Consider the following 26,480-nt stretch of genomic DNA (forward strand, 5'->3'; position numbering starts at 1 on the left):
TATGAGCCGACAGTCGGGTTTTACCACCTTCACCATCACGTTGCTGCTGGTGCTGATCTTGTTGGGTATCTCACTGCTGGTCGGCAAGATGCTGGTGGCCGATCGCCGGGTAACCCTCAATGAGGTGCTCTATCGTCAAGCCATGGCGATGGCAGAGCAGGGCATGGCGGATGGATTGGGGCGACTGACGCTGGATCCGGGTTGGCGCACCAGTTCGGCGACGACCACGCTGACCACGGGCAGTTACACGCTCTCGTCAGTGGATGACACGGCCATTACCGTGGGGTCCGTGGTGGTGACTCCGATCCGGGTGCGCTCCCAGGCAACGCTGAGCAACGATCAGGCGCAGGCAGCGGTAGAGACCAAGGTGGTTCGCTTCAGCGTGTTGGCGGGATCGCCTGCGGCCCCCTTGACCGTGGCTGGCGGCATGGCGGTCGGCGGCAACTTCACCATAGTGGCCAATCCCAATGGCGGTGGGCTGGGTGTGCCCCTGTCGGTCTGGACCAGTGGCGACGTCGACCTCATTACGGGTACGGGGCAAACGTGCCATCAGGGGGATTACAGCGGCGGCTGCTCGGCCAATATCAGCCAGAAAGGGGACAAGCAGTCGGATATCAAGGACAACGATGCCGCCTTTCCGACCGATCTGGTCTGGTATCTGTTCAATGAAAAGGATGATGCTGCCGGTTGGACCAATCTGGAGGCCAGAGCCACACTGCGACTGACCGATTGCAGCTCCCTCGGCCCTGCCTCGACCGGGCTCATCATAGTAGATGGCGACTGCAAGCCTTCTGCCAACGTCGGCTCAGAGGCCGCCCCCGTGATCCTGATAGTGCGCAACGGTGATCTGGCGGTCAATGGCAACACTGTGCTGTACGGTCTGGTCTTTGCCTACTCGTCCAACCCGGCCGCGGCCGGCACGGATGTGAAGCTGACCGGCGGGGCCATAGTGCATGGCGCCATGGTATCCAATTATCAGCTGGGAAATGCCAACGGCACCTACGATGCAAAGTTCGATGCCAATGTATTGAGTAACATCTCGAATGGCGCCGCTTTTCAGGTCGTCAATCAGGTGCCCGGCAGTTGGCGGGACTGGTAGAGGAAGATGAGGATGAATAGGCAAAAAGGATTTGGCCTGCTTGAGATTTTGATCACGCTGGTCGTACTGGGGGTCGGGGTTGTCGGCCTGGTCGCCATGTCAAAGTCGGCGCTGACTGTCTCGCAGGATGGCCGTCGCTATGAGACGGCGATGCGCCTGGCTGAGTCAAAACTCGATGAGTTCCGCAACTTCAATGGCGTGATGACGGCAACGGCACCGCTCACGGCCTACAACCAGATCACCTCGGCCAGTGCCGCCGTTACCCTGTCGGGGGAGCCCTATTCTCTGGCCTGGACCGTGACCAATCAGTATCTGAATGGCTCAACCTGGCAAGGCACGGCGCCAGTCGGCTATCGCCTCAGCTATCCGGGGCGAAAGGCGGTGGCAGTCAATGTCGGCTGGTCGGATAGCGAAGGGCAATCCCATACGCTGCAGCTTGTCGGTAATGTATCGCCGATAGAGTCCTTGAGCACAGATCAGTTGAACGGGGGCTTGAACACCGCAAGGCAGGGACCCAAGGTCAACTATACGCCTGGGGTTGCCCCGGATGTCATCTCGGTTGAGCTGGGCGATGGCAACAAGCAGGAGACCAGCAAGCCCCTGCCCACAGTCACGTCCAAAGATGGTCAGGTCGGCAAGTTGGTGCAGTTTGAAACCGTGACTTACAAGCCTGAGGCCGGAGGCAACACCCAGCAGGTGTTGCAGGACATGGCCTCAGTCTCCTGCTCATGCAGTTATGGCTCCAGCCTGACCGCCTATTTGCCGGGGCAGGTCTACAGTTCGGCGAGCAAGCAACTTTACTGGAAAGCCGGTGCCATGCAGAGCAAGCCGACCGGGACGCTCGACAGCAGCGTCAATGGCCAGCCCACGCTGTGTACCAGCTGCTGCAAGGATCACTTCGATGGCAGTGGCTCCAGCTTTACTAACTTCTATGCTCCGCTCAACACCAGCCGGGTGCGTTACAACAGTGCCTTGAGCACTGTCACCAGTGGCAAATATGTGGACGCCTGTCGTTTTGTCCGGCTGGACGGTTTCTATCGCCCCTTGCCAGACTGGAACCTGGTCAAGGTAGTGGTGACCACGGCCGATTTTCTGGCCAAGCCGGCCAATCAGGCCAGCTATCAGAAATACATCAAGTACGTGGTCAAGACTTACATCGACTGGCAGAAGTCGACCCTGAACTGGACGCAAGGCGCCTCCGCCACACTCCCGACGATCACCGACTTTTCGGCCTGGCTGGCCTCCAATGCAGAGACTGGGGGAGATACCACGACAGGCATCACAGTCAGTACCGGCACGGCGCAGCTCATCGCTCGCGGCATCTATGTGGACGTGCTTGACCCTGTCTATCTGGTTGGCATCGACACCAGCGCGACTGACTATCTGACCAAGGTGCCGTTTCAGGATATCAACCTGACCATGCTGGCAGAATGGACCATGGGACCACTGACCCTGTTGACCGGCAGCGCCACCGATTATGCAACCGTCACCAATGAAGCGGTGAAAACCGTGGTGGACCTCAATAACTACTATTTTGGCAGTTACAGTCGCGGCTACATGACGGCGAAAAAATCGACCAAAGACAGCGGCCAGATACTGCGGGACGTCATTATCCGGGTCGCCGCCTATCAGGGGAACTCGGGGATCACCGCCTCCCTGATCTCCCCGCAGGATCAATCATTGGCATTGAGCGCCGACATGCTGGTGAAAATTGATGCAAGCCAGCAGACGGTACCGACCATCAAAGTCAGTGGCCGAATCCAATGCTTGGATCGTGGCAAGGGGAACAATAATCCGCCGCCAGAGGCCTGCAGCAAGAACACCTTCAACAACCTGAGCATCAGCACGCCAAACTCGGGGGCGACCTGCCGTATCGACAAACCGCAGGCGAACAACCAGCCCGCAGCCTATCTGTGCGAGGCCCCGGAAAATGCGACGCTGGCCATCAATCTTTCCTACACCAATCAGGGCAGCACAACCTACATGCTGCAGCCGCCCTCTTTCAGCGTGCAGATGACGCCACAGCCCAACAATCAGGTGTTGAGCGGGCCCTGTTCCCTGCTGGTGGACAATGGCGTCACCAACGCTGCCAACCTGACTTGCACCCCTTGAGCCTTGGGCGCTGGCACAGCCAGCGCCTTTTCTTTATCATTCCCCATCATTTTCGATTTTAAGATGCATCGCCATGGCAAAAGCCCTCTCTCTGATGCTTGCCCAGTTGAATCTGACGGTAGGCGCCATCGAAGATAACTGTGACAAGGTGCTGGCTGCGGCCACCCAGGCCGAGCAGCAAGGTGCTGATCTGCTGGTGTGCTCCGAGCTGGCCCTGACCGGCTACCCGCCGGAAGATCTGCTGTTGCGTGCCGATCTGATGATCCGGGTCGACGCTGCTCTGGCTCGCATCACGGCCTGGCAGGGCAAGTGTGCCATTCTGGTGGGTCACCCCTGGCGTGAGGGGGCTGCGCTCCATAATGCGGCCTCTCTCTATGAGCAGGGCAAGCTTATCGCCCGTTACTTCAAGCAGGATCTGCCCAACTACGGGGTATTTGACGAGAAGCGCTACTTCACCGCTGGCACGGATAGCTGCGTGGTGCCCTTCCGTGGTCATCAGCTGGGACTGCTCATCTGCGAAGATCTGTGGCAACCGGGCCCGGCGCTGGCCGCCAAGGCGGCGGGAGCTGAGCTGCTGCTCACCATCAACGCCTCGCCCTACGATCAGGAGAAACCCTGGATCCGCCATGAGCTGATGACGACCCGCTGCCACCAGACAGGTTTGCCGCTGGTCTATCTCAATCAGGTGTGTGGCCAGGACGAGCTGATCTTCGACGGTTGTTCCAAGGTGTTCAATGGTCGGGGCGAGCTGACCCATAAATTGGCTCCGTTTGCCGAAGAGCTGGCCCTGGTGCGCTTTGCCGCCGGGCAGCCGCTGAAAGAACGGGAGCCTGCCGCGTCGCTCGACCCTTTGGCCGAGACCTATCAGGCACTGGTGCTGGCGGTGCGTGACTACATCACCAAAAACGGTTTCCAGGGGGCTGTGCTGGGTCTCTCCGGCGGTATCGATTCCGCCCTGACCCTGGTCATAGCGGCCGATGCCATAGGGGCGGACAAGGTGCAGGCGGTGATGATGCCGTTCCGCTACACAGCCCAGATGAGTGTGGAGGATGCCAAGGAGCAGGCCGAGCGGATGGGGGTCGAGTTCGACATCATCTCCATCGAGCCCATGTTCGAAGGTTTCATGACCCAGCTGGCACCGCTGTTTGCCGGCACAGCCCGGGATACCACGGAAGAGAACCTGCAGGCTCGCTGCCGTGGCGTGCTCTTGATGGCACTCTCCAACAAGCGTCGGCGCATAGTGCTGACCACCGGCAACAAGAGCGAGATGGCCGTGGGCTATGCCACCCTGTATGGTGACATGGCGGGCGGTTTCGACGTGCTCAAGGACGTGCCCAAGACGCTGGTCTTCAAATTGTGCGAATATCGCAACTCGGTCGATTACGTGATCCCGCAGCGGGTCATCGACCGTCCCCCCTCGGCAGAGCTTGCACCAGACCAGGTGGATCAGGACAGCCTGCCCCCCTACGACATCCTGGATGCCATCCTCAAGCGCTACGTGGAAGAGGATGCCTCGGTCGCCGATCTGGTGGCAGAGGGATTCGAGGAGGCCGTGGTGCGCAAGGTGATCCGGCTGGTGGATCTCAACGAATACAAGCGCCGTCAGGCCGCCGTCGGGCCCCGTATCACGGCCCGCAACTTTGGTAAGGATCGCCGTTACCCCATCACATCCGGGTTTGGCAAACAGAACTGGTAAGGAGTCACCATGAAGAAGATTGAAGCCATCATCAAACCGTTCAAGCTGGACGATGTGCGCGAGGCCCTGGCCGAGATCGGCATCAACGGCATGACGGTATCCGAAGTCAAAGGCTTCGGCCGCCAGAAGGGGCACACCGAGCTCTATCGCGGTGCCGAATACATGGTGGATTTCCTGCCGAAGGTAAAGGTGGAGCTGGTGGTGCAGGACGAGGATCTCGATGCCTGCCTGGAAGCCATCCAGAACACAGCCCGCACCGGCAAGATAGGTGACGGCAAGATTTTCGTCTGCGAGGTGGAACGGGTCATTCGTATTCGTACCGGCGAAGAGAACGAAGACGCGATTTGATGTGATGCATGTGCCTCGTAACGATCAAGAGAACGAAGATGCAACACGGCTGATGTCATGGATGCGCCTCGCTGCGGTGGCAGGCCTGCTGGCCGGCCTGACCGCTTGCAGTACCCGGCCGCCGGCCCAGCCGGAGAACCTGTGCCAGATCTTTCGGGAGAAACCCGAGTGGCACAAGGCGGCACTCAAGATGAACGAGAAGTGGGGTACACCGATCCAGGTGGTGATGGCCATGATGTACCAGGAGTCCTCCTTCGTACACGACGCCCAGCCGCCGATGGGGTACTTCCTCTTCATCCCGACCGGGCGGGCCAGCTCCGCTTATGGTTATGCCCAGGTGAAAGACGAAACCTGGGACGATTACCAGCGGGAAACCGGCAACGGCTGGAGCAGTCGCGACGACTTTGCCGACGCCATCGATTTCATGGGCTGGTACACTAACAAGGCCCAGCGGCTGAACGGCACCTCCAAGTGGGATGCCTATGGCCAGTATCTCAACTATCACGAAGGGTGGGGTGGCTACCGGCGTGGCAGCTACCGCAGCAAGGGGTGGTTGATGAAGACCTCCCGCAAGGTAGAGGCTCGCGCCCAGCGCTACGGCGCCCAGTATCGACAATGCAAGGATCAGCTCTCCAGCGGGGGCTGGTTCTGGTAACCAAATCAGGAGTCAGAAATGCCGTTATTGGACAGTTTTACCGTTGACCACACCCGCATGGAAGCCCCTGCGGTACGCGTGGCCAAGACAATGCAGACCCCGAACAAGGACACCATTACCGTGTTCGATCTGCGTTTCTGCGTGCCGAACCAGGAGATCCTCTCCGAGCGTGGCATCCACACCCTCGAGCACCTGTTTGCCGGTTTCATGCGTGATCACCTGAACGGCAATGGGGTGGAGATCATAGACATCTCCCCCATGGGTTGCCGTACCGGCTTCTACATGAGCCTGATCGGCGCACCGGACGAGGCCCGTGTCGGCGCAGCCTGGCAAGCGGCCATGAGCGATGTGCTGACAGTGCAGGATCAGGCCAAAATCCCGGAGTTGAACGAATACCAGTGTGGCACCTTCAGCATGCATTCGCTGGAAGAGGCCCATGCCATCGCCCGTCACGTGCTGGAGCGCGGCATTGGCGTCAACCACAACGACGAGCTGGCCCTGCCGGAAGAGAAGCTGAAAAGCCTCTGAGCCTGGTATCGCCAGCATGAAAAAGGCCGGTCATTGACCGGCCTTTTTGTTGTCTGGAAGGATCAGGATGGCAGCGGCATCACCCGGTTTCGGCCCAGTTCCTTGGCTTTGTAGAGCAGCTTGTCGGTACGTTCGACCAGGGCATCGCCCGTCTCCTGGCCATTGTACTCGCCCACCCCGAACGAAGCCGTGATGTGGTCGATGCGGCGGCCAGACTTGCGATCCAGAATGGACATCTTCTCGATGGCCCGGCGCAGGCTCTCGGCCATCTGGCGGCTCAGGGCCAGGCTGCGCATGGGCACCAGCAGGGCAAACTCCTCGCCACCGAGCCGGTAGGCGGTGATGCCCTCCTTGCAGGTTTCCCGCAGCCGCTTGCTGAAGGCGCGCAATACCTGATCCCCCAGCAGATGGCCATATTCATCGTTGAAGTTCTTGAAGCGGTCTATGTCCGACAAAATGAGAGAGAAGGGGCGCTTGCCGCGGATCAGGCCGTCTATCTCCAGATCGAAGGCGCGTCGGTTGAGCAGGGAGGTGAGGGCATCCTCGTTGGCCAACTTGCGAGTCTCATTCAGCGCCTCGCGCAGCTCCTTGATCTCCTTCTCGGCGCTGCTGAGCTGATTGCGAAAATGCATGGTCGACATGCGAACATCCCGCGACTCGCGTACCAGATCCCGCAGGATACCCATGGTATCCTCCAGGCTCAGCCCCTCATCGTCGATGAGGCTCAGCCGATCGAAGCTCTTGTCGAGCATCTCCTGGAACATGCCGGTGTCGGAGATGGCATCCTGCATGCTATGGCCGAGCTCGTTGGCCATGGCAGCCAGAGTGAGCTTCATCGCCTCCATCTGCTGCTCGTCCTCGGCGGCGAGATGCTGGTGATAGAGGCGTTCGCAAGTGGTGAGAGAGCAGGTGCCCTGCAGCTTGATGGCCTGATCGATGGCCTGATTGAGCTCGGGCATGCTGGCGGCCACATAGTTATACCAAAGGGTGTAATTATCCGGCGTCGTGGGAATTTGATACTTGATCATCAGGGGAACCGCCTGCTTCAGATAGGCGGCGGATTGGGCGAACGAGTCCTTGCTCATGAGTTCCGTGTCTCATCATGCCTGCAAACTTTGCATAGTATGACAGAGAGATTGGCCAAAAGGCAGCCGATGGATGCCATTAGCTCCCCCCTTCGATATAATGTCTGCGTTATTACCTACCCTAAGGCCTGCTTATGTCTCAAAAAGATCCTTTCCTCCAACGCGAGGCCGAAAAATACGAAAACCCCATCGCCAGTCGCGAGATGCTGCTGGAGCTCATCAAGGGCCATGAAAAACCCATGTCCCGGGAAGAGCTGGCCAAGGCTCTCAAACTGACCGACGAAGAGCCGTTGGAAGCCTTGCGCCGTCGTCTGCGCGCCATGGAGCGTGATGGGCAACTCGTGTTCACTCGCAACCAATGTTATGCCCTGCCGGATCGTCTGAATCTGGTGAAAGGGTATGTACTCGGCCACAAAGATGGTTTCGGTTTTCTGCGCCCGGAAGGTGGTGGACCGGATCTCTATTTGAACAACCGCGAGATGCAGCGCCTGATGCATGGCGACTACGTGCTGGTGCAGCCGACCGAGATTGACCGCAAGGGTCGTCAGGAAGCGCGTCTGGTGCGTCTGCTCAAGTCCCGCGAGGCGGATATCGTCGGCCGTTACTTCGTCGAGAATGGCGTTGGTTTCGTGGTGCCGGATGACAGCCGCATCGGCCAGGACATCATCATCCCCGAAGGGGAAAACAAGGGTGCCCGCCAGAGCCAGGTGGTAGTGGTGCGCATCAATCAGCGTGCCACCTCCCGCATCAACGCGGTCGGTACCGTGCTGGACGTACTGGGCGAGAACATGGCGCCGGGCATGGAGATCGAAATCGCCCTGCGTACCCACGGCATCCCGCATACCTGGCCGGAAGAGGTGACCAAGGAGGTTGCCGGTCTGGGCGAACAGGTACCGGAGAAGGCCAAAGAGGGTCGTATCGACCTGCGAGCTCTGCCGTTGGTCACCATAGACGGGGAAGATGCTCGTGACTTCGATGATGCCGTCTTCTGTGAAGCCAAGCGCGGTGGCGGCTGGCGCTTGTGGGTGGCCATCGCGGATGTCTCCTCCTACGTGAAGCCCGGTACTGCGCTGGATGCCGAAGCGTATCAGCGTGGCAACTCCGTCTACTTCCCCGAGTTCGTGGTGCCCATGCTGCCGGAGGTGCTCTCCAACGGCCTCTGCTCCCTGAACCCGCAGGTCGACCGTCTGTGCATGGTATGCGAGATGACCATCTCAGCAGCCGGCCGCATGTCCGGTTACAAGTTCTACGAAGCCGTGATGAACTCCCACGCGCGCATGACCTACAGCAAGGTGGCTGCGATCCTGGATGGCGAGCCCAAGCTGCGTCAGCAGTACGAGCCGCTGGTGGGTCACATCGAGGAGCTCAACAACCTCTACAAGGCGCTCAAGCACGCTCGTCACCAGCGTGGCGCCGTGGAATTCGAGAGCGAAGAGACCCGCTTCATCTTCAACGCCCAGCGCAAGATCGACCAGATAGTGCCGCTGGTGCGCAACGATGCCCACAAGATCATCGAAGAGTGCATGATCCAGGCGAACGTGGCCGCAGCCCGTTACATCGAGAAGAACGAAGCCTTTGCCCTGTTCCGGGTGCACGACCGTCCGGGCGAAGAGCGTCTGACCGGTTTCCGTGACTTCCTGGCCGAACTGGGTCTGGAGCTCAAGGGGGGCCTCGAGCCAGAGCCGAAAGACTTTGCCGAGCTGGCCGCCAAGTTTGAAGGGCGTCCGGATGCGGAGCTGCTCTCCACCATGCTGCTGCGCTCCATGCGTCAGGCCGTCTATCAGGCCGACAACATAGGTCACTTCGGTCTGGCCCTGAAGTCCTATGCGCACTTCACCTCGCCGATCCGTCGTTACCCCGACCTCATCCTGCACCGCGCCATCAAGTACCAGACGGCCAAGGAGCAACAGGGCAATCTGCGCCACAAGTGGACTCCGAGCGGTGGTTACCACTACCAGCTGGAAGAAGTGGATCCCATGGGCGAGCACTGCTCCATGACAGAGCGCCGTGCCGACGATGCGACCCGCGACGTGGCCGACTGGCTCAAGTGCGAGTACATGCTGGACCACGTGGGTGACGAGTTCGACGGCGTCATCGCCAGCGTCACCGGCTTTGGTTTCTTCGTCCGTCTGGCGGAGATCCACATCGACGGTCTGGTGCACGTCAGCACCCTCACCAATGACTACTACCAGTTTGATCCCCTGCACATGCAGCTGATCGGCGAGAACTTCCGCCGTCGCTACCGTCTGGGCGACAAGGTACGCGTCAAGGTGATGGGCGTGAACCTGGACGATCGCAAGATCGACTTCGTGATGGTGGAAGCGCCACTCACCGGCAAGGATGGCAAAGAGGTAGTGCGCAAGCCTGCCAAGGGTGGCCAGCGTCACGATAAACGCAAAGAGGGCAAGGATACCGGTAAATCCGACAAGGGTGGCCGCGCCAAGCCCAGCAACAGACGACCGAGCAAAAAGGCTCGTGATAAGGTCAAGAGCACGAAATGAGTACTGAACTGATCTACGGCATTCACGCTGTATCTGCGCTGCTTGAGCGTACCCCGGAGCGTTTCATCGAAGTGTGGGCCCTCAAGGGCCGGGATGACGACCGGCTGCAACCCCTGCTGACCGAGCTTGAATCCCTCGGTCTCAAGGTGCAGAGCGTGAACCGCAAGACGCTCGATGACAAAGCCGAAGGCAGCAATCACCAGGGCATCATGGCCAAGGTGATAGAGGCGCCCAAGCTGGCCGAGCACGATCTGGCCAGCCTGCTGGACAGCTTGGCGGTGCAAGAGACCGCCCCCTTCCTGCTGGTGCTGGACGGGGTGACTGATCCGCACAACCTGGGTGCCTGCCTGCGCAGCGCCGATGCGGCCGGGGTCCATGCGGTGATAGTGCCGCGGGACAAGGCCAGCGGCCTGACCTCTGTGGTGCGCAAGGTCGCCTGTGGTGCCGCCGAAGTGGTGCCGCTGATCCAGGTCACCAACCTGGCCCGCAGCCTGCGCGAGTTGCAGGAGCGCGGCATCTGGCTGGTCGGTACCGCCGGTGAGGCAGATCACGACCTCTATCAGGCCAAGCTGACCGGCCCCATGGCACTGGTCATGGGCGCCGAAGGCAAGGGCATGCGCCGCCTGACTCGCGAGCATTGCGACGAACTGGTGAGCATCCCTATGGCCGGGGCCGTCTCCAGCCTCAATGTCTCGGTGGCAACGGGCGTCTGCCTGTTCGAAGCCGTGCGTCAGCGTCGCGCCTGAGGCGAACGGGATGGACAGACCCCCGTTTAGCCGGGATCGGGTCATGAATGAGCAGGAGGCCACGCGCCTCCTCTCTTTTGCCCGGCCTTTGACCCTGAGCCCTCGTTCCTGCCTCTGGCATGCCGGTGACCAGCCCGATCTGCTGGTCAAGGTGGAGCAGGGGTTGCTGCGAGCCAAGGTGGTGCTGGCGGATGGGCGCGAGTACATCAAGGAGTTCTATTGGGAGGGGGACGAGTTTATCGACTTCCACCATCTGCTCAGTGGGGAACCCGCCCGCTACAGTGTTGAGGCGCTGGAGCCCTGCCGCCTGCAACTCTTCAACCTGAGCGATTTGCGTCAGCTCCCTTGCTGGTCCGCCTGGTATCACCACTTGCTGGCGGTACAGTTGCGTATCAAGGAAGAGAAAGAGTTGCTGCTGTTGACCGAGAGCCCCCAGGCCCGTTATCAGCACTTCCTGCAATGCTTCCCCGAGCTGGACGCCAGGGTGCCGGATCACCAGATAGCCGCTTATCTGGGCATCACCCCCATCAGCCTGAGCCGCATTCGCAAACGGCTGAAGGATCTTAACAAAGGTTAATGCCAGCCCGTTGCTGGCTGGCTATGCTGCCTTTCTCATCATGAGCAAGGAATCCCCATGAACTGGTCCCTCAAGTCTTTTGAACAACTCGACGTCAACGAACTGTATGAACTGCTCACCCTGAGATCCCGAGTCTTCGTGGTGGAGCAGACCTGCGTTTTCCTCGATCTGGACGGGGTCGACAAGCACCCCGATGTGCAGCACTTGCTCGGTTGGCAGGATGGCGTGCTGGTGGCCTACGCCAGACTGATGGCGCCCGGCGTGGCCAAGGCGAATCAGGTGGTGATCGGCCGGGTGGTGACGGCGCCCGAGGCCAGAGGCGACGGTCTGGGTCACCAGTTGATGCAGCAGGCGCTGCTGGAATGCGAACAACTGTGGCCCAAGGTCAGCATCTATCTGGGCGCTCAGGCGCACCTGCAGGGTTTCTATGGTCGTCATGGCTTCACCGCCGTGGGTGAGCCCTATCTGGAAGATGACATTCCCCATATCGGCATGACCTCCTCTTAATATCTTTTAGGCATAACAATGAAATTATTATGTCTTGAGGTAGTAAAGAAAACGGGTGCTCGCCGCCATGTTACTGGGTACCCTCTGAGTGATTAATCGGCAACCGTTGATGGATAGGTTTAAAAATGGTTTTTTACCCCATTAATACAGAACAAGATTCAGCGATTGAGCCGTTGAGCCATTTTATCTGCGTTCGCCACACGAGCGGCTGTCGCTGATGGAGCTGTTGCGCAAGCGGTTCGCTCTGGACCTGCAAACCTTCGCCATCATCACCCTGGTGCTGGGCAATCTGGCCCAGGCCTTCTCCGATGTGCTGGTCAAGCTGATCGGCCCCGGTTTCAGCCCCTTCCAATACATGTTCCTGCGCCAGCTGCTGACCCTGCTGGTGCTGCTGCCTTTCATGCTGCGGGTGCCGAGAGCGGCCTGGGGACTGGGCGCCTGGAAATGGCACCTGCTGCGCGGTCACCTCTGCCTGCTCGGCGGGGGCGGCATGATGCTGGCCCTGACCCAGCTGCCGCTGGCCACGGCCAACGCCATCTTCTACGTCTCTCCGCTGCTGACCCTGCCGCTAGCGGCCTGGCTGCTCAAGGAGAAGATCAATTCCCGGGTCTGGTTGCTGGGAGGCATGGGGCTGATCGGGGTCGTGTTCGTGCTCAAGCCGGGGGATTTTCATCTGGCGGGGCTGGGTGCCCTGGTGACCGCCTTCACCCTGGCGCTGTTCAACGTGACCGGCCGCAAGCTGCCAGCGGGTATCTCTGTGGTGGCGACCCTGTTCTGGGCCAACCTGCTGGCATTGCCACTGACGGCGGGCTTGGCGGTGAATCAATGGCAGCCGGTGGACTGGCGTCTGCTGGCGCTGATCGGTGGCAGCGGCGTGATGCAACTGCTCTACCATGCCAGTTGCATCTATGCCTATCGGCAGGTCGAGGCCAACCGCATCGCGACGACCGAGTATTCCGGCCTGATGTTCGTGGTGCTGCTGGGGGTCTGGCTGTTTGGCGAGATCCCTGCCTGGAACCTCTGGGTCGGGGTGGGCTTTATCCTGCTGGCCATCCATTGGCAGCGTCGCCTGCGCTAGCGCGCTCTCCTCCATATGACAAACCGGCTGCTTGCCGGTTTGTCATATGAGCAGCTTATGAAGCCGATCCCGGTTGTGGCACCGAAAATAGGCTAGCCTGTCCCGCTCTCAGTGACAGGAACCCCATCGTGACACCCACCCTCTTTGCGGCCATCCTGCTGGCCGCGCTGCTGCACGCCCTCTGGAATGCGCTGGCCAAGCGCCAGGCCGAGGGGCGCGTCAGCGTCTTGCTGGTCTCCCTCTGCTCCGGGCTGTTTGCCGCCCCCTTCTTGCCGCTGGTGGGGTTGCCTGTGGCTGCCGAATACCCCTGGCTGGCGCTCTCCATCCTGCTGCATTGCGGCTATTGCCTGTTTCTCGGTCGGGCCTATCGACTGGGGGAGTTCGGCCAGATCTATCCGCTGGCCCGTGGCAGTGCCCCCCTGGTGACCCTCTTGCTCGGGGCCCTGCTGCTGGGGGAGGTGCCCGGTGGGCTGGCGGTAGCGGGTGCCCTGGTGCTGGTGAGCGGGGTGCTGTTGATGGCCTGGCGCGGCGGTATCAGGCTGGCGCCTGCTGCCCTGCGTGCCGTGCTGATCACGGCGCTGTTCACCGCCGCCTATACCCTGTCCGACGGCGCTGGCGCCCGCTCGGCCGGGGCGCCTGTGCGCTACACCCTCTGGCTGTTTGCCCTGACTGCGCTGATGATGCCGCTGCTGATGCGCTGGCAGAGTCGCACCGCCTGGCGTGCGCTCGATCTCGCGGCATGGCGTACCGGTGCCCTCGGCGGTGCTCTGTCACTGCTTGCCTACGGCATCGTCATCTGGGCCATGACCCTGGCGCCCATCGGACTGGTGGCGGCGCTGCGCGAGAGCAGCGTGCTGTTTGCCATGCTGCTCTCCTGGGGCTGGCTGGGGGAGAAGCTGGGGCGGGTACGGCTGTGGGCCGCGTTGGTGATCCTCTGCGGTATCTTGCTGATCCGCCTCGGCTGATGGGTGACGACGTCAGGCCGGGATAGCCCCGGCCTGACGGTTGGCTCAGGGAGTGACCCGGGTCGTCAGGGTGAAGCCCTCCTCGCAGGGGGCGAGCTGCACCCGCACCTGGCCCAGCTCGGCCAAGGTGCCGACATGGGTGCCGCCGCAGGGGATGGTGACCTCTTTACCTTCAAGCATGCAGTGCCAGTAGCGCGAAGCTATGATGGCCTCGCCGGCCCGGCTGCGGCGGATCTCGCCACCGGCCGACAGCCAGTCTGCCAACTGCTGGTTTACGCTGGTCTCGATCTGCGCCAGTTCCGCCAACAAAGCGTCACTATTGACCCCCTTCTTGCGCAGGCTCTTGCCGATGCGGTACTGCTCCAGGGAACCCATGGGCTCGACCCGCGAGGTCTGGATGGCGAGGCGGTCAAAGTCGGGCTGATCCAGCGCGTCGCGCTCGCTCACCTCTTTGCGCCAGTAGGGAACCAGCATCCGGTTGAGGGCCAGCGCTGCCAGATGGCAGCCGCTGTGGCCCAGGCTCAGGGCGTGGCGGACTGTGGCATCTACCTTCAGTTCAACCCGTGAGCCCACCGCCAGAGAGTGCCGGCCTGCCAGGGGATGCACCACCACGAAGGCCCAGCCTTCGGCGCCACGCTTGACCGGAATCTCTGTGTCCACGAACAGTTCGCCTTCCGGGCTGATGGCGCCCATGCGGCAGGGGCCCACACTGGCATCGCCGCCATCCCAGCAAACCGTGCCCACATCGCCTGGCTGATCGGGCCAGAGGTGGCTCTGGGGGTGGAAAGGGGTGAGGTCGGTGACCAGCAGGCTGGTGTCGCCGCTCTGGCAGAAGAGCACGCTGGCCTGTTCATGATGGTGGCCCAGCACGAAGCTGGCTCGGGTATGTTCCATGGATGGCTCCTGCGAATCGAAGAGGAAGAGAGAGCCGCAGCATACGCCAAAGTGCAGGCCGGCTCATTAACCTGGGTTAATGAGCCGGCCTGAATCGCGGGTTGTGAGCGCTAGATCATGGCGACCAGCAGGTAGGCGTTGAGCCCGATCACCAGCGCGACTATGAGGCGGCCGACTGCCTGGGTCACCGGGTGGTTGCGATACTCGCCCATCAGCGCCCTATCGCCGGTCAGGATCAGCAGCGGAATGAGCGCCAGCGCGATACCGAAGCTCAGCACCACCTGGCTCAGCACCAATATTTCGGTGGTGTTGAGCCCCATGGCGATCACCACGAAGGCGGGGGCCATGGTGATGGCGCGGCGCAGCCAGAGCGGTATGGTGAAGCGCACGAAGCCTTGCATCACCACCTGACCGGCGAGTGTACCCACTACCGTGGAGGAGATGCCTGAGGCCACCAGTGACAGGCCGAACAGGGTGGCGGCGGCCTGACCCAGCAAGGGAGTGAGCGTCTGGTAGGCGGTTTCGAGTTCGGCCACGGGCTGGTTGCCGGCGCCGTGGAAGGCGGCCGCCGCCATGGCCATCATGGCCAGGTTGACGAAGCCGGCTATGGTCATGGCGATCGCGACGTCCACCCGGGTGGTGTGCAGTCGCTGAGGTACTGTGCCCTGATCCTGGGTGTGCTGGGTCAGCGCCGAGTGCAGGTAGATGACGTGAGGCATGACGGTTGCACCGAGCACGCCAGCGGCCAGATAGACGGCGTCGCTGTTGGGCAGACCGGGGAAGAGGGCGCCTTCCAGCAGGCTGGGCAGGTGGGGGCGGGAGAACACCAGCTCGACGATATAGGCCGCCGCCACGAACAGTAACAGACCGCCAACCACGAACTCCAGCGGCTTCTGACCGCGGGATTGCAGCATCAGAATGCCCCAGGTGACCACGGCCGTGATGCCGGCGCCTTCCAGCAGGGTGACGCCGAGCAGCAGCTTGAAACCCACGGCCGCACCGATGAACTCGGCAAGATCCGTGGCCATGGCGATGATCTCCGCCTGTACCCAGTAGGCCCAGACCGCTGGTTTGGGCAGCCGATCGCGGATGTGCTCCGCCAGGTTCTTGCCGGTGACTATGCCGAGCTTGGCTGAGAGGGTCTGCACCAGCATGGCCATCAGATTCGCCCATACCACCACCCACAGCAGCTGATAACCGAAGGTGGAGCCGGCCTGGATATTGGTGGCGAAGTTGCCCGGGTCTATATAGCCGATGGCGGCGATAAAGGCGGGGCCAAGCAGGGTCAGTTTGAATTTGCGGGCCGGGATGGCCGTGGTCAGCGCGGGTTGCATGGAATCACCCTCCATAAGATTATGGAGATAGAATAGATCTAAATGATAATTATTATCAATTGATGTTTTGTATCATACCCATAGATAAAAACATCTGTGGCGGCCAGTTGCAGTGAGGGATGTGATTTCGTACAATACGCCGCCCTAGAAAGCAGTGTCTAAACACACCATACGTTCCTTGCCTCCGAGGTCTGGCTGCACCTGGGCGGAGGCTGAATTAATCCGTAAGGAGCTAAAATGCGTCATTACGAAATCGTCTTCATGGTTCATCCGGACCAGAGCGAGCAAGTACCCGGCATGATCGAGCGTTACACCGGCGCTATCACCACCGCAGGTGGTACTATCCATCGCATGGAAGATTGGGGCCGTCGTCAACTGGCTTACCCGATCGACAAGCTGCACAAAGCTCACTACGTTCTGATGAACGTGGAAGCAGAGCAAGCCGTTATCGATGAACTGGAAACCAACTTCCGTTTCAACGATGCCGTTATCCGCAACATGATCATGCGCACCAAGCACGCCGTGACTGAAGTTTCTCCGATGGCCAAGGCCAAGGAAGAGCGCTTCGTCCGTCGTGACGACGAGCGCCGCGAAGATACTGTTGAAGCAGCGTCTTCCGAAGAGTAATTCTGGATCACTGAATAGAGGATAAAGGCCATGGCACGTTATTTCCGTCGTCGTAAGTTCTGCCGCTTCACTGCCGAGAACGTTACCGAGATCGACTACAAAGATATCGTTACTCTGAAAAACTACGTCACTGAATCTGGCAAGATCGTACCGAGCCGTATCACCGGTACCCGCGCCAAGTATCAGCGTCAGCTGGCACGCGCCATCAAGCGTGCTCGTTACCTGGCTCTGCTGCCGTACACCGATCTGCACAACAAGTAAGAATCGGCCCGGCACTTAAGCCTAACTCAACTTTTATAGAGGAAAGGTAATGCAAGTTATCCTGCTCGACAAAATCGCCAAACTGGGCGGTCTGGGTGATCAAGTCGCTGTTAAAGCTGGCTACGCCCGTAACTATCTGATCCCGCAAGGCAAAGCCGTTATGGCTACCAAGGCCAACATCGAGACTTTCGATGCTCGCCGTGCTGAACTGGAAGCCAAACTGGCTGCCGGTAAAGCTGCCGCTGAAGAGCGCGCTGCCAAGCTGGGTGAACTGGCTGCTGTTGTCATCGCCTCCAAATCTGGCGACGAAGGCAAGCTGTTCGGTTCCATCGGTACCCGTGACGTGGCTGAAGCCATCACTGCTGCCGGCGTTGCTGTTGCCAAGAGCGAGGTCCGCATGGGCAACGTTCTGCGTAACACCGGCGAGTACGAAGTTGTTGTTCAGCTGCACGCTGACGTCAAAGCAACCGTACAAGTTCAGGTTGTTGCCCTGTAATAGCGTTTCGCTTTTGCAGAAAAACCCGCGCATTTGCGCGGGTTTTTTATTTTGGGATCAAAGGGTAAAGTGAGGTTCTGTTCCTCTGGAGGAGATCCTTATGGCAGCCTGGGTCGAAGGTAGGGTCATCGAGCGCATCGAATGGACCCCCACCCTGTTTTCCCTGCGTGTGGAGGCCGAACTCGCCCCCTACAAGGCAGGTCAATTTACCAAGCTGGCCCTCGAGCAGGGTGAGCGCCGCATCCAGCGGGCCTACTCTTTCGTCAATCCCCCCTCTGCGCCTTACCACGAGTTTTACTTCGTCGAGATCCAGGGCGGTGAGCTGACGCCTTCCCTCGGTTCCCTGCAAACGGGCGACACTCTGCTGGTGCAATCCCAGGCGACCGGCTTTCTGACCCTGGATGAGCTTCCACCAGGCCACGATCTCTGGCTGCTCTCCACAGGTACCGCCATAGGCCCCTTCCTCTCCATGCTGGCGGACGGCGAGGCGTTCGAGCGCTTCGAGAACCTGGTGTTGGTGCACGGGGTACGCAAGGGGGAGGAGCTGAGCTACCGAGCACTGATCGATGGTTTTTCCGAGCGCCACGGCGAGCGTTTTCGCTACGTGCCCTTCGTCAGCCGCGAGGCCTGGCCCGATGCGATGGAAGGGCGGATCCCGGCGGCCATCGCCGACGGGCGACTGCAGGAGCGAGTCGGGCTCGCATTTTCACCCGAGCTGAGCCAGGTGCTGATCTGTGGCAATCCGGCCATGGTGAAGGAGACGCAACAGACCTTGCTGGCATTGGGGCTGGCCAAGAACCTGCGGCGGGCGCCGGGCAACATCAGTGCGGAGAATTACTGGTAGTCCAATGAACACAGGGGCCATGGGCCCCCGTGTTATGGCTGCTGTGGTTTCGGCTAGTTCTTCTTGCCGTTGCCGTTGCCCTTCTGCTTGTTGTGGCCCTGACCCGGATTGTTGCCGCTGTGGATGCTGCGGTTGTAGTGATCGCGATACTTGCCATCCACCTTGTCGCAGTTGAGCTGGATCCGGCTGTCGCCTATGCCGAGATCCAGGCAGTTGTTCTGCCACCAGTCGTACTCTTTCTGATCCCAGTTGATGTCCAGCTTGATGTCGTCGGTGGAGAGCTTGACGCCATCGTTGTTCTTGGAGGGCGGCGCCGCAAAGGCCACACCATGGACCAGCAGGAGGGAGAGCAGCAGGGCGGTTTTATTCATGATGACCTCGGATTCAGGGTGATTGCTATCAGTCTAGAAGGTGCAGGCTTAACCTGAACGGAACCAGCCATCATTGTGGCTGCGCCGGCTTTGCGGCTTGGCACCTCACCTTGCCAGGGGGGCTGCGCCGCTTCTGCGGTTCGACGGGCCCGCTTGTCATTGCGTCGAGGCTGGCAGCTTGGGTTCGGCCCGTCATCATGCCGGTGGCGGCTATTTGCCCAATCTGGTCGCAGCCTGTCCATTCAGGGCCGTATCTGATTGAATTCAAACGATTAGCCTTCATTCTGTCGATGGGGGGACTATAATCGGCAGCCAACTTTTCCTGCACAGTATCCCCACTTCATCATGAATACACAGGCTTCCGCCATATTGCGCTACCCCAAGGGGTGGTTCGCTCTGACCACGGTGTACAGTTTTACCGGGCTGGCCATTCTGGCCTCCATCGTCTTCTCCCTGTTGCTGTTTCTCTCCATCGACGACAACCCCCTGATGAAGTGGTTGTTCGGCGGTCTGGCCATCATCTTCGAACTGGGCAAGTTCTACGTCTGGTACGAGTACGGCGAGTGCAAGGCGCGCCGCGATCTCGGCGGTGCCTTCTGGTCGCTGCTGTTCTACAGCGTGCTGGCCGCCATCTCCATCGGCGGCAGCATAGGTGGCATCAACAGTGCCACCAACACCATCTTGAGCCAGCAGGCGCGCCACGAGCGGGAGCTGGCCCGTTTCGACGAGCAGATCGCCAGCATAGAGCGCCAGATCCAGCTCAACGAAGAGGCGGCCCGCAAGTACATAGAGATGGCGCGTATCTCCAGCGGCGTCAGCGGCTTGCAGCAGGCCAACACCAAGCTCAGGTTGAAGCAGGATGAGTTGCGCCAGGAGCGGGACGCCAAGCCGCTCAACGAGCAGTCCTCCATGCTGGGGCTGATGAGCAGTCTGGCGGACGGGGTGGGCATGAGTATCAGCCAGGTGCAGTTTCTGCTGGTCTGTTTCCTCTCGGTGCTGCTGGATGTGTTTGGCGCCTTCTTCGTCAGCCTGATCGGCGAGGAGAACCGCTTTCGTCGCATCTGGCTGTGGCAGCAGGCGCGGGAGCAGGCCGCGGCGCGGCAGGCGGAGGCGGCGATCACTGCGCCCCCGGTGGCGAGCAAGCCGGAACCCGAGCCCGCCGTGGTGGCCCAGGTGCGCTCCGTGCTGGAGAGCGGCGAGCTCAAGTGCAGCAAGCGCGGGGTAGCCGAGGCGTTGTCGCTGTCGCTGGAAGAGGTGGACAGGGTATTTCAGCATCTGCTGGCCCAGGGGGTGCTGGGGCAGGGCAGCAATCGCCACTACCACCTCAGCGCGCAAGCGGGTTGATGATCTGGCCACCTAGAGGTGGCCTTTTTGTTGCCGCGTGCGGGCGGCGCTAGTGAGTCAGCACCATCATCAGGCTGAGGAAGGCGGCCAGCCCCCCACCTATGCCGATGATCCAGTAAAACCCCTTGGCCCCCTGTTTGAGCGGGATGCGGAAGTAGAGCAGAAACGCCCACCACCCCAGGGCCAGCAACAGAGGAATAAGAAACATTCGAGCCATGGTGTCCTCGCTGTTATTCTGTTGACCCTTGATCAGTCAACAGGATGGATTGTGCAATGACGCAGCTACAGATTACCGCATTCGGCGACCCCTCGGTACTCAAGCTCAACCCTTCGCAGGGCAAGGTGCCCGCCGAGGGGGAAGTCCGGGTGCGCATCTGCTTTGCGGGAGTCAATCCCATCGATGCCAAGACCCGGGCCGGCCTTGGCTGGGCGGCGGCCCAGAACAAGGACAAGCTGCCCTGGACGCCGGGTTATGATGTGGCTGGCGTGATTGAGAAGGTGGGCCCAGGCGTGACCTCGCTGGCAGAGGGAGATCAAGTGTGCGGCATGGTGGGCTTTCCGCTGGCGGGCGGCGCCTATGCCGACAGCACTGTGGTGAACGCAGAGGCGCTGGTCAAGCTAGATGGCATCAGCCTCAAACAGGGCGCAGCCCTGCCGCTGGCCGGTCTCACCGCCTGGCAGGGGCTGTTTGAACATGGTGCCCTCAAGGCCGGGCAGCGGGTGCTGATCCTGGCCGGTGCCGGCGGGGTTGGCCATCTGGCGGTGCAGTTTGCCAGCGCTTACGGCGCCGAGGTGGTCGCCACGGCCAGTCGTGACAATCACGGTTTTCTCCATGGCCTGGGGGCCGGTCATCTTGTGGATTACCACGACGCCGACTGGGTCGCGCAGATCCTGGCCCTGGGTGGGCAGGTCGATCTGGTGCTGGATCTGGTGGGCGGCGAGAGCGGCAAGGCGGCGATGGCTTGCGTCAAGCCCGGTGGCCGTCTGGTGACTGTGCCCACCATCACGGCCCAGCAGATCAAGGATGCGGCGGTCGATGCCGGCATAGAGGTGCTCGGCATGCTGGTGCACCCCGACAGCAAACAGCTGGCCCAGATGCTGATCCTGCTGCGCCAGGGGGATGTACACATCACGGTCGGTGGCGAGTTTGCTCTGGCCGAGGGGGCGCTGGCCCATCAGGCCATCGAACAGGGTCATGTGCGTGGCAAGCTGGTGCTGCGCATGCCTGCCGCCGATGGTCAGCCCGGATGACTGGCATTGCCGAGATGGGGCTGGGCTGGCTGTTTCTGAGCGCCTTCACCTCCGCCACCCTGCTGCCCGGCAGCTCGGAAGTGCTGCTGGGGGCCATGGCGGCCAAGGGCGAGTGGAGCATGACCAGCCTGCTGCTGTGGGCGACGCTTGGCAATACCCTCGGCTCCATGACCACCTGGTGGCTCGGCTGGCTCGCCACCTTCAAGAAAAAACCGGAAGATTTTCAAGGCCGTGGGGAACAAAAAGCCCTCGGCTGGCTCAAACAACATGGTCACTGGTGTCTGCTGCTGGCCTGGACGCCCGTGGTCGGCGATGGCCTCTGTCTGCTGGCCGGTTGGCTGCGTCTCTCCTTCTGGCGCTCTCTCATCCTGATCGGGCTTGGCAAATTATTGCGTTATGCCCTGGTTTTTCTGTTGGCCAGTCACATTTTCTAGCCCCTTTCTTCACTCACGAGGTAACCGTGAACAAACTCATTCCATTAAGTCTTCTTCTGGGCTTCACCCTGCCCGTGCTGGCAGCCCCCACCCTGGTGTCGGAGCAGGTCAAGGAAGAGGGCAAGCTCGGCATCCCTTACCAGATGTACAAGCTGGACAACGGTCTGACCGTGATCCTGGCGCCCGACAAGTCAGATCCCCTGGTGCACCTCGACGTCACCTATCACGTGGGTTCGGCCCGCGAGCAGGTGGGCAAGTCCGGGTTTGCCCACTTCTTCGAACACATGATGTTCCAGGGCTCGAAACACGTTGGCGATCAGGAGCATATGCGGATCATCAACGAGGCGGGTGGCGACATGAACGGCACCACCAACAAGGATCGCACCAATTACTACGAGACTGTGCCGGCCAATCAGCTGGAGAAGGTGCTCTGGCTGGAAGCGGATCGCATGGGCTTCCTGCTCGATGCGGTGAGCCAGAAGAAGTTCGAGATCCAGCGCGCCACCGTCAAGAACGAGCGCGCCCAGCGCATCGACAACCAGCCCTATGGCCTGGTGAGCGAGAAGGTGGGGGAGGCGCTCTACCCGCGCACCCATCCCTACTCCTGGCAGCCCATCGGCTATGTGGAGGATCTGGACCGGGTCGGGGTGGATGACCTCAAGCAGTTCTTCCTGCGCTGGTACGGCCCGAACAACGCCACCCTGACCCTGGGCGGCGACTTCGATACCAAACAGGCGCTGGCCTGGATCGAGCAGTACTTCGGTTCCATCCCGCGCGGTCCTGACGTGGCCGAGCCGACCCCGGAGCCGGTGAGCTTGCCCGAGACCCGCTACGTGACGCTGGAGGACAAGGTCCATCTGCCGCTGCTCTACATCAGCTACCCGACCGTCGCTCTCGGCGATCCGCAGGAGCCGGCGCTGGACATGTTTGCCGACGTGCTCGGCGGCTCCGCCAGCTCCATGCTCTACCAGTCGCTGGTGAAAACCGGCAAGGCCATAGACGTGGGCGCCTCCCACTACTGCGAGGAGCTGGCCTGCACCCTGACCGTCTATGCCTATCCCAACCCGGCGGTGGATGGCAGCCTCAAGACCCTCAAGGGGGAAGTGGACAAGGTGATCGGCGAGTTTGCCGGTCGCGGCCTCAAGCCGGAGGATCTGGAAAAGGCCATCAGCAGCTATCGCGCCTCGGCCATCTGGGGTCTGGACAGCGTCTCCGGCAAGGTGAGCCAGCTCGCCATGGGCCAGGTGTTCGCCCAGGATCCCAACTATGTGTTCAAGAGCCTGGATGCCATCGGCAAGGTGATCCCTGAGCAGGTCAAGGCGGCCTATGACAAGTTCATCGTGGACAAGCCGGCCGTGGTGCTGAGCGTGGTGCCCAAGGGCAAGACGGATTGGCAGGTGACCAAGCCGAACTTTACCCCCGCCAAGCGCGAGCTGCCCGATTACAGCCAGCATGGGGAGCCGCTGGCACTGCGCCCGGTCAAGGACAACTTCGATCGCAGCGTGCAGCCCAAGGCGGCGGATGCGGTCAGTGTCAAGGTGCCCGCCATCTGGCACGGCAAGCTCGACAAGGGGATCGAGATCATCGGCACCCAGAGTGACGAGATCCCGGCCGTTTCCATCATGGTCGCCCTGCCGGGCGGCATGCGGGCCGAAGGCAAGGGGGAGCTGGGGCTCGCCAGCCTCACCGCCAGCATGATGGGACAGGGCTCGGTACGCCTGACCGAGGCCCAGCTCAGCGATGAGCTGCAAAAGCTCGGCTCCAGCGTCAGCGTCTCCAGTGCCCAGTACAGCAACCTGGTCACCATCAGCAGCCTGACCGACAAGCTGCCCCAGACACTGGCGCTGGTGCGCGAGGTGTTTGAGCGGCCCGGCATGCGGGAGGCGGACTTCGAACGGGTCAAGGCGCAGATGCTGCAAGGCATGAAGCAGAGCGAACAGCAGCCGGAGTGGCTGGCAGGCCAGGCGTTCCGCGAGCTGGTCTATGGCAAGCAGAACCGCCTCGGTCAACCGGGTGACGGTGTGCTGGCCGACGTCGAGAAGCTGACCCTGGCGGACGTGAAGCGCTTCTATCAGAACTACTACAACCCGACCAACGCCAAGGTGGTGGTAGTCGGGGATGTGGCTCAGCAGCAGGTGGAGGATCAACTCGGCTTCCTGACCCAGTGGAAGGGCGCCACGCCGGTACTCGGCAGCCTCAAACCCAAGGGTGAGCAGGCCAAGCCGGGCATCTATCTGGTGGACAAGCCGGGGGCACCCCAGTCGGTGATCCGCATCGGTCGTCGTGCCATGGCGTTTGATACCACGGGGGATTACTTCACCGCCGGGCTGATGAACTTCAACCTGGGGGGCAACTTCAACAGCCGCATCAACCTCAACCTGCGCGAAGACAAGGGCTACACCTACGGGGCCAGCTCGGGCTTCTCCGCCAACCGCGAGGTGGGTACCTTCGCCACCGGCGCCAATGTGCGGGCCGATGCGACCGTGGATGCCATCCGTCAGTTCCTCAAGGAGATGGACAGCTACCGCGCGACCGGCCCGACCCCGGTGGAGCTGGCCTACATGCGCAGCGCCGTCTCCCAGCAGGATGCGCTCTCTTACGAAACCCTGGGCCAGAAGGCAGGCTTCCTGCTGCAGATGATCATGTATGACCTGAAGCCGGACTATGTGCAGGCCCAGAACCAGCTGATCAAAACGGTGTCACCCGAGGCGCTCAAAGCCAGCGCCGCCCGCTGGCTCGATCCGGCCGACATGGTGATTGTGGTGGTGGGTGACAAGCAAAAGCTTGAAAAACCCCTGAAGGAGCTTCATCTTCCCATCTATCCGCTGCAGCTGCCCTGAGGGCGCTTCATAAAAATAGCGCCGCCCCCCTGTGGGGCGGCCACACATGAGCCGTGAATATGACTACTACTAGCTTGTCACTCACCGAGTTGTTGACCGCCCTGGGTTCACCGGAACGGCTGACGGCCCTCAAGGGGATCCGGCGCGGGATCGAACGTGAATGTCTGCGCATCACGCCGGAAGGGACCCTCTCCCAGACGGATCACCCCAGGAGTCTGGGCTCGGCCCTGACCCATGCCAACATCACCACCGACTACTCGGAGAGCCTGCTGGAGTTCATCACCCCGGCCACCGACTCCATCGACAGCCTGATCGAACAGCTGGGCGACATCCATCGCCACGCCATCCATCATCTCGGTGACGAGCGCATCTGGCCGCTCTCCATGCCCTGCTTCGTCGGCGACGAGGAGAGCATACGGCTGGCCCAGTACGGCAGCTCCAACATAGGGCGGATGAAGACCCTCTACCGGCAGGGGCTGAAGAACCGCTACGGCAGCCTGATGCAGGTGATCGCCGGGGTGCACTTCAACTTCTCCATGCCGGACAGCTTCTGGAGCGAGTGGCAGGATCTGGTATGCGAAGGCTGTTGCAGCCAGCGCTTCATCTCCGACAAGTACATGGGGTTGATTCGCAACGTCTACCGCTTCGGCTGGCTGGTGCCTTACCTGTTCGGTGCTTCACCGGCCATCTGCGATTCTTTCTTGAAGGGACGCAAGAGCAGCCTGCCGTTCCAGAAGACCGGCAAGGGTACCCTCTATCTGCCCTATGCCACTGCCCTGCGCCTGTCTGATCTCGGCTACACCAGCAGCTCCCAGAGCAAGCTCAACATCAGCCACGACAACCTGCCCGCCTATGTGGCCAGCCTGCGCCGCGCCATCAGCACCCATGACCCCGAGTTTGCCAAGATAGGGGTCAAGGTGAACGGCGAGTACCGTCAGCTCAACGACAACGTGCTGCAGCTGGAGAACGAGCTGTACGCACCGATCCGGCCCAAGCGCACCCCGCGCAGCGGCGAGAAACCCTCGGATGCGCTGGAGCAGCGCGGCATCGAATACATAGAGCTGCGCACCGTGGACGTGAACCCCTTCACCCCGTTCGGCATAGATGTGGATCAGATCCGCTTCTTCGATCTGTTCCTGGTCTGGTGCCTGCTGCGCCCGTCTCCCGTGCTGGGTGACGAGGAGATTGCCCGCAATCGCCGCAACCAGAACAAGGTGGTGCTGGAAGGGCGTCGCCCCGGCCTGGAGCTTGAAGACGAGCAAGGCAACGCCATCGGCCTCAAGGAGTTCGGTCTCAAGCTGTTCGACGAGCTGGCTCAGGTGGCCTCCCTGCTGGATCGCTGCTGTGGCCGCAACCGCTACCGCGAGACCCTGGCCATGCACCGCGAGAAGCTGCTCAATCCCGAGCTGACCTACTCGGCCCGCCTGCTCAAGCAGTTGTTGGAAAGCGGCCAGGACAACGGCTGCTTCGGTGACGAGCTGGCGAGCCGCTATCGGGAAGAGATGCTGGCTGGCGAGCTGCAGTACTGGGACCAGGCCTACTTCGCGGGCGAGGCACGGGAATCGCTGGCCAAGCAGCGGGAGCGGGAGCGCAGCGACAGCCTGTCGTTCGACGACTTCCTGGCCGACTACTTCGGTACCCGCCAGACCACGACCTGATCCGTCCGCCTTTCGATCCGCAAGCCGCTCCTGGAGCGGCTTTTTTATTGCGCCTCTCCCGCCTCTCCCGCCTCTCCCCTGCGTATTTCCGTGGCCCCGAGCGTTCGAAAATGGCGCCCGAAAATAAGTGTGAGTCAGCCTTCACTTCAGCAGGGCGGGTGGGGCTTTTATTGTCAATCCGCTCACATTTCCTCCTTTTGCGGCTTGAGTCTTGCGCCGTGGGCGCCTA

26 protein-coding genes are annotated in these 26,480 nt (G+C 61.1%); 21 read left to right on the plus strand and 5 right to left on the minus strand.

The window, feature by feature from the left end; all coding sequences use genetic code 11:
- Position 1 precedes the first annotated feature (1 nt).
- From BN1118_RS19105 to luxS, 6 genes are all read left to right on the plus strand, one after another.
- Positions 2-1,099: a PilX N-terminal domain-containing pilus assembly protein gene (locus BN1118_RS19105; RefSeq protein WP_043557528.1), complete on the plus strand. Its 1,098-nt coding sequence runs from the start codon at positions 2-4 to the stop codon at positions 1,097-1,099.
- Between the two features lie 12 nt (positions 1,100-1,111).
- Positions 1,112-3,211, plus strand: coding sequence for a type IV pilus modification PilV family protein (locus tag BN1118_RS19110; protein WP_043557529.1), 2,100 nt, complete (start codon positions 1,112-1,114; stop codon positions 3,209-3,211).
- A gap of 73 nt (positions 3,212-3,284) precedes the next feature.
- Positions 3,285-4,907, plus strand: coding sequence for an NAD+ synthase (locus BN1118_RS19115; RefSeq protein WP_043557530.1), 1,623 nt, complete (start codon positions 3,285-3,287; stop codon positions 4,905-4,907).
- A gap of 9 nt (positions 4,908-4,916) precedes the next feature.
- Positions 4,917-5,255, plus strand: coding sequence for a nitrogen regulatory protein P-II (glnB, locus tag BN1118_RS19120; RefSeq protein WP_005308848.1), 339 nt, complete (start codon positions 4,917-4,919; stop codon positions 5,253-5,255).
- Positions 5,256-5,316: 61 nt separating this feature from the next.
- Positions 5,317-5,910: a transglycosylase SLT domain-containing protein gene (locus tag BN1118_RS19125; protein WP_276203889.1), complete on the plus strand. Its 594-nt coding sequence runs from the start codon at positions 5,317-5,319 to the stop codon at positions 5,908-5,910.
- Positions 5,911-5,928: 18 nt separating this feature from the next.
- Positions 5,929-6,438 carry an S-ribosylhomocysteine lyase gene (luxS, locus tag BN1118_RS19130; RefSeq protein WP_042869168.1) on the plus strand — a complete coding sequence of 170 codons (510 nt, stop codon included), beginning with the start codon at positions 5,929-5,931 and terminating at the stop codon, positions 6,436-6,438.
- Between the two features lie 62 nt (positions 6,439-6,500).
- Here luxS and BN1118_RS19135 read toward each other — a convergent pair whose 3' ends face one another.
- Positions 6,501-7,523 (minus strand): GGDEF domain-containing protein, encoded by a 1,023-nt coding sequence (locus tag BN1118_RS19135; RefSeq protein ID WP_043557531.1) that lies wholly within the window; start codon positions 7,521-7,523, stop codon positions 6,501-6,503.
- Positions 7,524-7,657: 134 nt separating this feature from the next.
- Between BN1118_RS19135 and rnr the strand changes: the two genes are divergently transcribed.
- The 6 genes from rnr to BN1118_RS19165 all read left to right on the plus strand — a co-directional run bounded on the left by rnr (position 7,658) and on the right by BN1118_RS19165 (position 13,897).
- On the plus strand, positions 7,658-10,024 hold the full coding sequence (rnr, locus tag BN1118_RS19140; protein WP_042869173.1) for a ribonuclease R: 2,367 nt from the start codon (positions 7,658-7,660) through the stop codon (positions 10,022-10,024).
- Complete coding sequence (rlmB, locus tag BN1118_RS19145) at positions 10,021-10,770, plus strand: 23S rRNA (guanosine(2251)-2'-O)-methyltransferase RlmB (protein WP_043557532.1); 750 nt, start codon at positions 10,021-10,023, stop codon at positions 10,768-10,770. The genes rnr and rlmB overlap by 4 nt, the downstream gene beginning before the upstream one ends.
- Positions 10,771-10,780: 10 nt before the next feature.
- Positions 10,781-11,347: a Crp/Fnr family transcriptional regulator gene (locus BN1118_RS19150; protein WP_043557533.1), complete on the plus strand. Its 567-nt coding sequence runs from the start codon at positions 10,781-10,783 to the stop codon at positions 11,345-11,347.
- A 57-nt stretch (positions 11,348-11,404) separates the two neighbouring features.
- Positions 11,405-11,854: a GNAT family N-acetyltransferase gene (locus BN1118_RS19155; protein ID WP_043557534.1), complete on the plus strand. Its 450-nt coding sequence runs from the start codon at positions 11,405-11,407 to the stop codon at positions 11,852-11,854.
- A gap of 217 nt (positions 11,855-12,071) precedes the next feature.
- A complete protein-coding gene (locus BN1118_RS19160; protein ID WP_043557535.1) occupies positions 12,072-12,932 on the plus strand; it encodes a DMT family transporter in 861 nt (286 codons plus the stop codon).
- Between the two features lie 128 nt (positions 12,933-13,060).
- On the plus strand, positions 13,061-13,897 hold the full coding sequence (locus tag BN1118_RS19165) for a DMT family transporter (protein ID WP_043557536.1): 837 nt from the start codon (positions 13,061-13,063) through the stop codon (positions 13,895-13,897).
- Between the two features lie 45 nt (positions 13,898-13,942).
- On the opposite strand, the gene BN1118_RS19170 is transcribed toward BN1118_RS19165, so the two are convergent.
- Together BN1118_RS19170 and BN1118_RS19175 are read right to left on the minus strand one after the other, a co-directional pair.
- Positions 13,943-14,791 (minus strand): alanyl-tRNA editing protein, encoded by an 849-nt coding sequence (locus tag BN1118_RS19170; protein ID WP_043557537.1) that lies wholly within the window; start codon positions 14,789-14,791, stop codon positions 13,943-13,945.
- Between the two features lie 110 nt (positions 14,792-14,901).
- A complete protein-coding gene (locus tag BN1118_RS19175) occupies positions 14,902-16,125 on the minus strand; it encodes an Nramp family divalent metal transporter (RefSeq protein WP_043557538.1) in 1,224 nt (407 codons plus the stop codon).
- Between the two features lie 237 nt (positions 16,126-16,362).
- On the opposite strand from BN1118_RS19175, the gene rpsF reads away from it, so the two are divergent.
- The 4 genes from rpsF (at position 16,363) to BN1118_RS19195 (ending at position 18,353) form a co-directional block, all read left to right on the plus strand.
- On the plus strand, positions 16,363-16,752 hold the full coding sequence (gene rpsF / locus BN1118_RS19180; RefSeq protein ID WP_005313395.1) for a 30S ribosomal protein S6: 390 nt from the start codon (positions 16,363-16,365) through the stop codon (positions 16,750-16,752).
- Between the two features lie 30 nt (positions 16,753-16,782).
- Entirely contained in the window at positions 16,783-17,013 is a 231-nt protein-coding gene (gene rpsR, locus BN1118_RS19185; RefSeq protein WP_005313392.1) for a 30S ribosomal protein S18, read from the plus strand.
- A gap of 49 nt (positions 17,014-17,062) precedes the next feature.
- On the plus strand, positions 17,063-17,509 hold the full coding sequence (gene rplI, locus BN1118_RS19190; protein ID WP_043135484.1) for a 50S ribosomal protein L9: 447 nt from the start codon (positions 17,063-17,065) through the stop codon (positions 17,507-17,509).
- Between the two features lie 100 nt (positions 17,510-17,609).
- Positions 17,610-18,353: a ferredoxin--NADP reductase gene (locus BN1118_RS19195; RefSeq protein ID WP_043557539.1), complete on the plus strand. Its 744-nt coding sequence runs from the start codon at positions 17,610-17,612 to the stop codon at positions 18,351-18,353.
- A gap of 53 nt (positions 18,354-18,406) precedes the next feature.
- Here BN1118_RS19195 and BN1118_RS19200 read toward each other — a convergent pair whose 3' ends face one another.
- Positions 18,407-18,724: a hypothetical protein gene (locus BN1118_RS19200; RefSeq protein WP_043557540.1), complete on the minus strand. Its 318-nt coding sequence runs from the start codon at positions 18,722-18,724 to the stop codon at positions 18,407-18,409.
- Between the two features lie 345 nt (positions 18,725-19,069).
- On the opposite strand from BN1118_RS19200, the gene BN1118_RS19205 reads away from it, so the two are divergent.
- Positions 19,070-20,068 carry a hypothetical protein gene (locus tag BN1118_RS19205; protein ID WP_043135488.1) on the plus strand — a complete coding sequence of 333 codons (999 nt, stop codon included), beginning with the start codon at positions 19,070-19,072 and terminating at the stop codon, positions 20,066-20,068.
- 49 nt (positions 20,069-20,117) lie between these two features.
- Here the strand turns inward: BN1118_RS19205 and BN1118_RS21930 are convergent, their stop codons facing one another.
- Positions 20,118-20,285 (minus strand): hypothetical protein, encoded by a 168-nt coding sequence (locus BN1118_RS21930; RefSeq protein WP_005308905.1) that lies wholly within the window; start codon positions 20,283-20,285, stop codon positions 20,118-20,120.
- Between the two features lie 56 nt (positions 20,286-20,341).
- Between BN1118_RS21930 and BN1118_RS19210 the strand changes: the two genes are divergently transcribed.
- Genes BN1118_RS19210 through gshA form a run of 4 tightly spaced genes read left to right on the plus strand, consistent with a single transcriptional unit; the run spans position 20,342 to position 26,251 of the window.
- Positions 20,342-21,319, plus strand: a complete 978-nt coding sequence (locus BN1118_RS19210) for an NADP-dependent oxidoreductase (protein ID WP_043557541.1) — start codon at positions 20,342-20,344, stop codon at positions 21,317-21,319.
- Entirely contained in the window at positions 21,316-21,753 is a 438-nt protein-coding gene (locus BN1118_RS19215) for a YqaA family protein (RefSeq protein ID WP_043135490.1), read from the plus strand. Before BN1118_RS19210 ends, BN1118_RS19215 begins: the two co-directional genes overlap by 4 nt.
- A gap of 26 nt (positions 21,754-21,779) precedes the next feature.
- A complete protein-coding gene (locus tag BN1118_RS19220) occupies positions 21,780-24,593 on the plus strand; it encodes a M16 family metallopeptidase (protein ID WP_043557542.1) in 2,814 nt (937 codons plus the stop codon).
- Between the two features lie 59 nt (positions 24,594-24,652).
- Positions 24,653-26,251: a glutamate--cysteine ligase gene (gshA, locus tag BN1118_RS19225; protein WP_043557543.1), complete on the plus strand. Its 1,599-nt coding sequence runs from the start codon at positions 24,653-24,655 to the stop codon at positions 26,249-26,251.
- The last annotated feature ends 229 nt before the right edge of the window (positions 26,252-26,480 follow it).

Source organism: Aeromonas bestiarum (genome assembly GCF_000819745.1).
GTDB lineage: Bacteria > Pseudomonadota > Gammaproteobacteria > Enterobacterales > Aeromonadaceae > Aeromonas > Aeromonas bestiarum.

Bases quoted from the DNA above. Each gene is read 5' to 3' on its own strand.
- BN1118_RS19210 (WP_043557541.1), top strand. From the start codon at position 20,342: ATGACGCAGCTACAGATTACCGCATTCGGCGACCCCTCGGTACTCAAG.
- rplI (WP_043135484.1), top strand. From the start codon at position 17,063: ATGCAAGTTATCCTGCTCGACAAAATCGCCAAACTGGGCGGTCTGGGT.
- BN1118_RS19205 (WP_043135488.1), top strand. From the start codon at position 19,070: ATGAATACACAGGCTTCCGCCATATTGCGCTACCCCAAGGGGTGGTTC.
- BN1118_RS19115 (WP_043557530.1), top strand. From the start codon at position 3,285: ATGGCAAAAGCCCTCTCTCTGATGCTTGCCCAGTTGAATCTGACGGTA.
- BN1118_RS19150 (WP_043557533.1), top strand. From the start codon at position 10,781: ATGGACAGACCCCCGTTTAGCCGGGATCGGGTCATGAATGAGCAGGAG.
- rnr (WP_042869173.1), top strand. From the start codon at position 7,658: ATGTCTCAAAAAGATCCTTTCCTCCAACGCGAGGCCGAAAAATACGAA.
- BN1118_RS19135 (WP_043557531.1), bottom strand. From the start codon at position 7,523: ATGAGCAAGGACTCGTTCGCCCAATCCGCCGCCTATCTGAAGCAGGCG.
- luxS (WP_042869168.1), top strand. From the start codon at position 5,929: ATGCCGTTATTGGACAGTTTTACCGTTGACCACACCCGCATGGAAGCC.
- rpsF (WP_005313395.1), top strand. From the start codon at position 16,363: ATGCGTCATTACGAAATCGTCTTCATGGTTCATCCGGACCAGAGCGAG.
- rlmB (WP_043557532.1), top strand. From the start codon at position 10,021: ATGAGTACTGAACTGATCTACGGCATTCACGCTGTATCTGCGCTGCTT.
- BN1118_RS19175 (WP_043557538.1), bottom strand. From the start codon at position 16,125: ATGCAACCCGCGCTGACCACGGCCATCCCGGCCCGCAAATTCAAACTG.
- BN1118_RS19215 (WP_043135490.1), top strand. From the start codon at position 21,316: ATGACTGGCATTGCCGAGATGGGGCTGGGCTGGCTGTTTCTGAGCGCC.
- BN1118_RS19110 (WP_043557529.1), top strand. From the start codon at position 1,112: ATGAATAGGCAAAAAGGATTTGGCCTGCTTGAGATTTTGATCACGCTG.
- BN1118_RS21930 (WP_005308905.1), bottom strand. From the start codon at position 20,285: ATGGCTCGAATGTTTCTTATTCCTCTGTTGCTGGCCCTGGGGTGGTGG.
- BN1118_RS19155 (WP_043557534.1), top strand. From the start codon at position 11,405: ATGAACTGGTCCCTCAAGTCTTTTGAACAACTCGACGTCAACGAACTG.
- BN1118_RS19200 (WP_043557540.1), bottom strand. From the start codon at position 18,724: ATGAATAAAACCGCCCTGCTGCTCTCCCTCCTGCTGGTCCATGGTGTG.
- gshA (WP_043557543.1), top strand. From the start codon at position 24,653: ATGACTACTACTAGCTTGTCACTCACCGAGTTGTTGACCGCCCTGGGT.
- BN1118_RS19125 (WP_276203889.1), top strand. From the start codon at position 5,317: ATGCGCCTCGCTGCGGTGGCAGGCCTGCTGGCCGGCCTGACCGCTTGC.
- BN1118_RS19105 (WP_043557528.1), top strand. From the start codon at position 2: ATGAGCCGACAGTCGGGTTTTACCACCTTCACCATCACGTTGCTGCTG.
- BN1118_RS19195 (WP_043557539.1), top strand. From the start codon at position 17,610: ATGGCAGCCTGGGTCGAAGGTAGGGTCATCGAGCGCATCGAATGGACC.
- glnB (WP_005308848.1), top strand. From the start codon at position 4,917: ATGAAGAAGATTGAAGCCATCATCAAACCGTTCAAGCTGGACGATGTG.
- BN1118_RS19170 (WP_043557537.1), bottom strand. From the start codon at position 14,791: ATGGAACATACCCGAGCCAGCTTCGTGCTGGGCCACCATCATGAACAG.
- rpsR (WP_005313392.1), top strand. From the start codon at position 16,783: ATGGCACGTTATTTCCGTCGTCGTAAGTTCTGCCGCTTCACTGCCGAG.
- BN1118_RS19160 (WP_043557535.1), top strand. From the start codon at position 12,072: ATGGAGCTGTTGCGCAAGCGGTTCGCTCTGGACCTGCAAACCTTCGCC.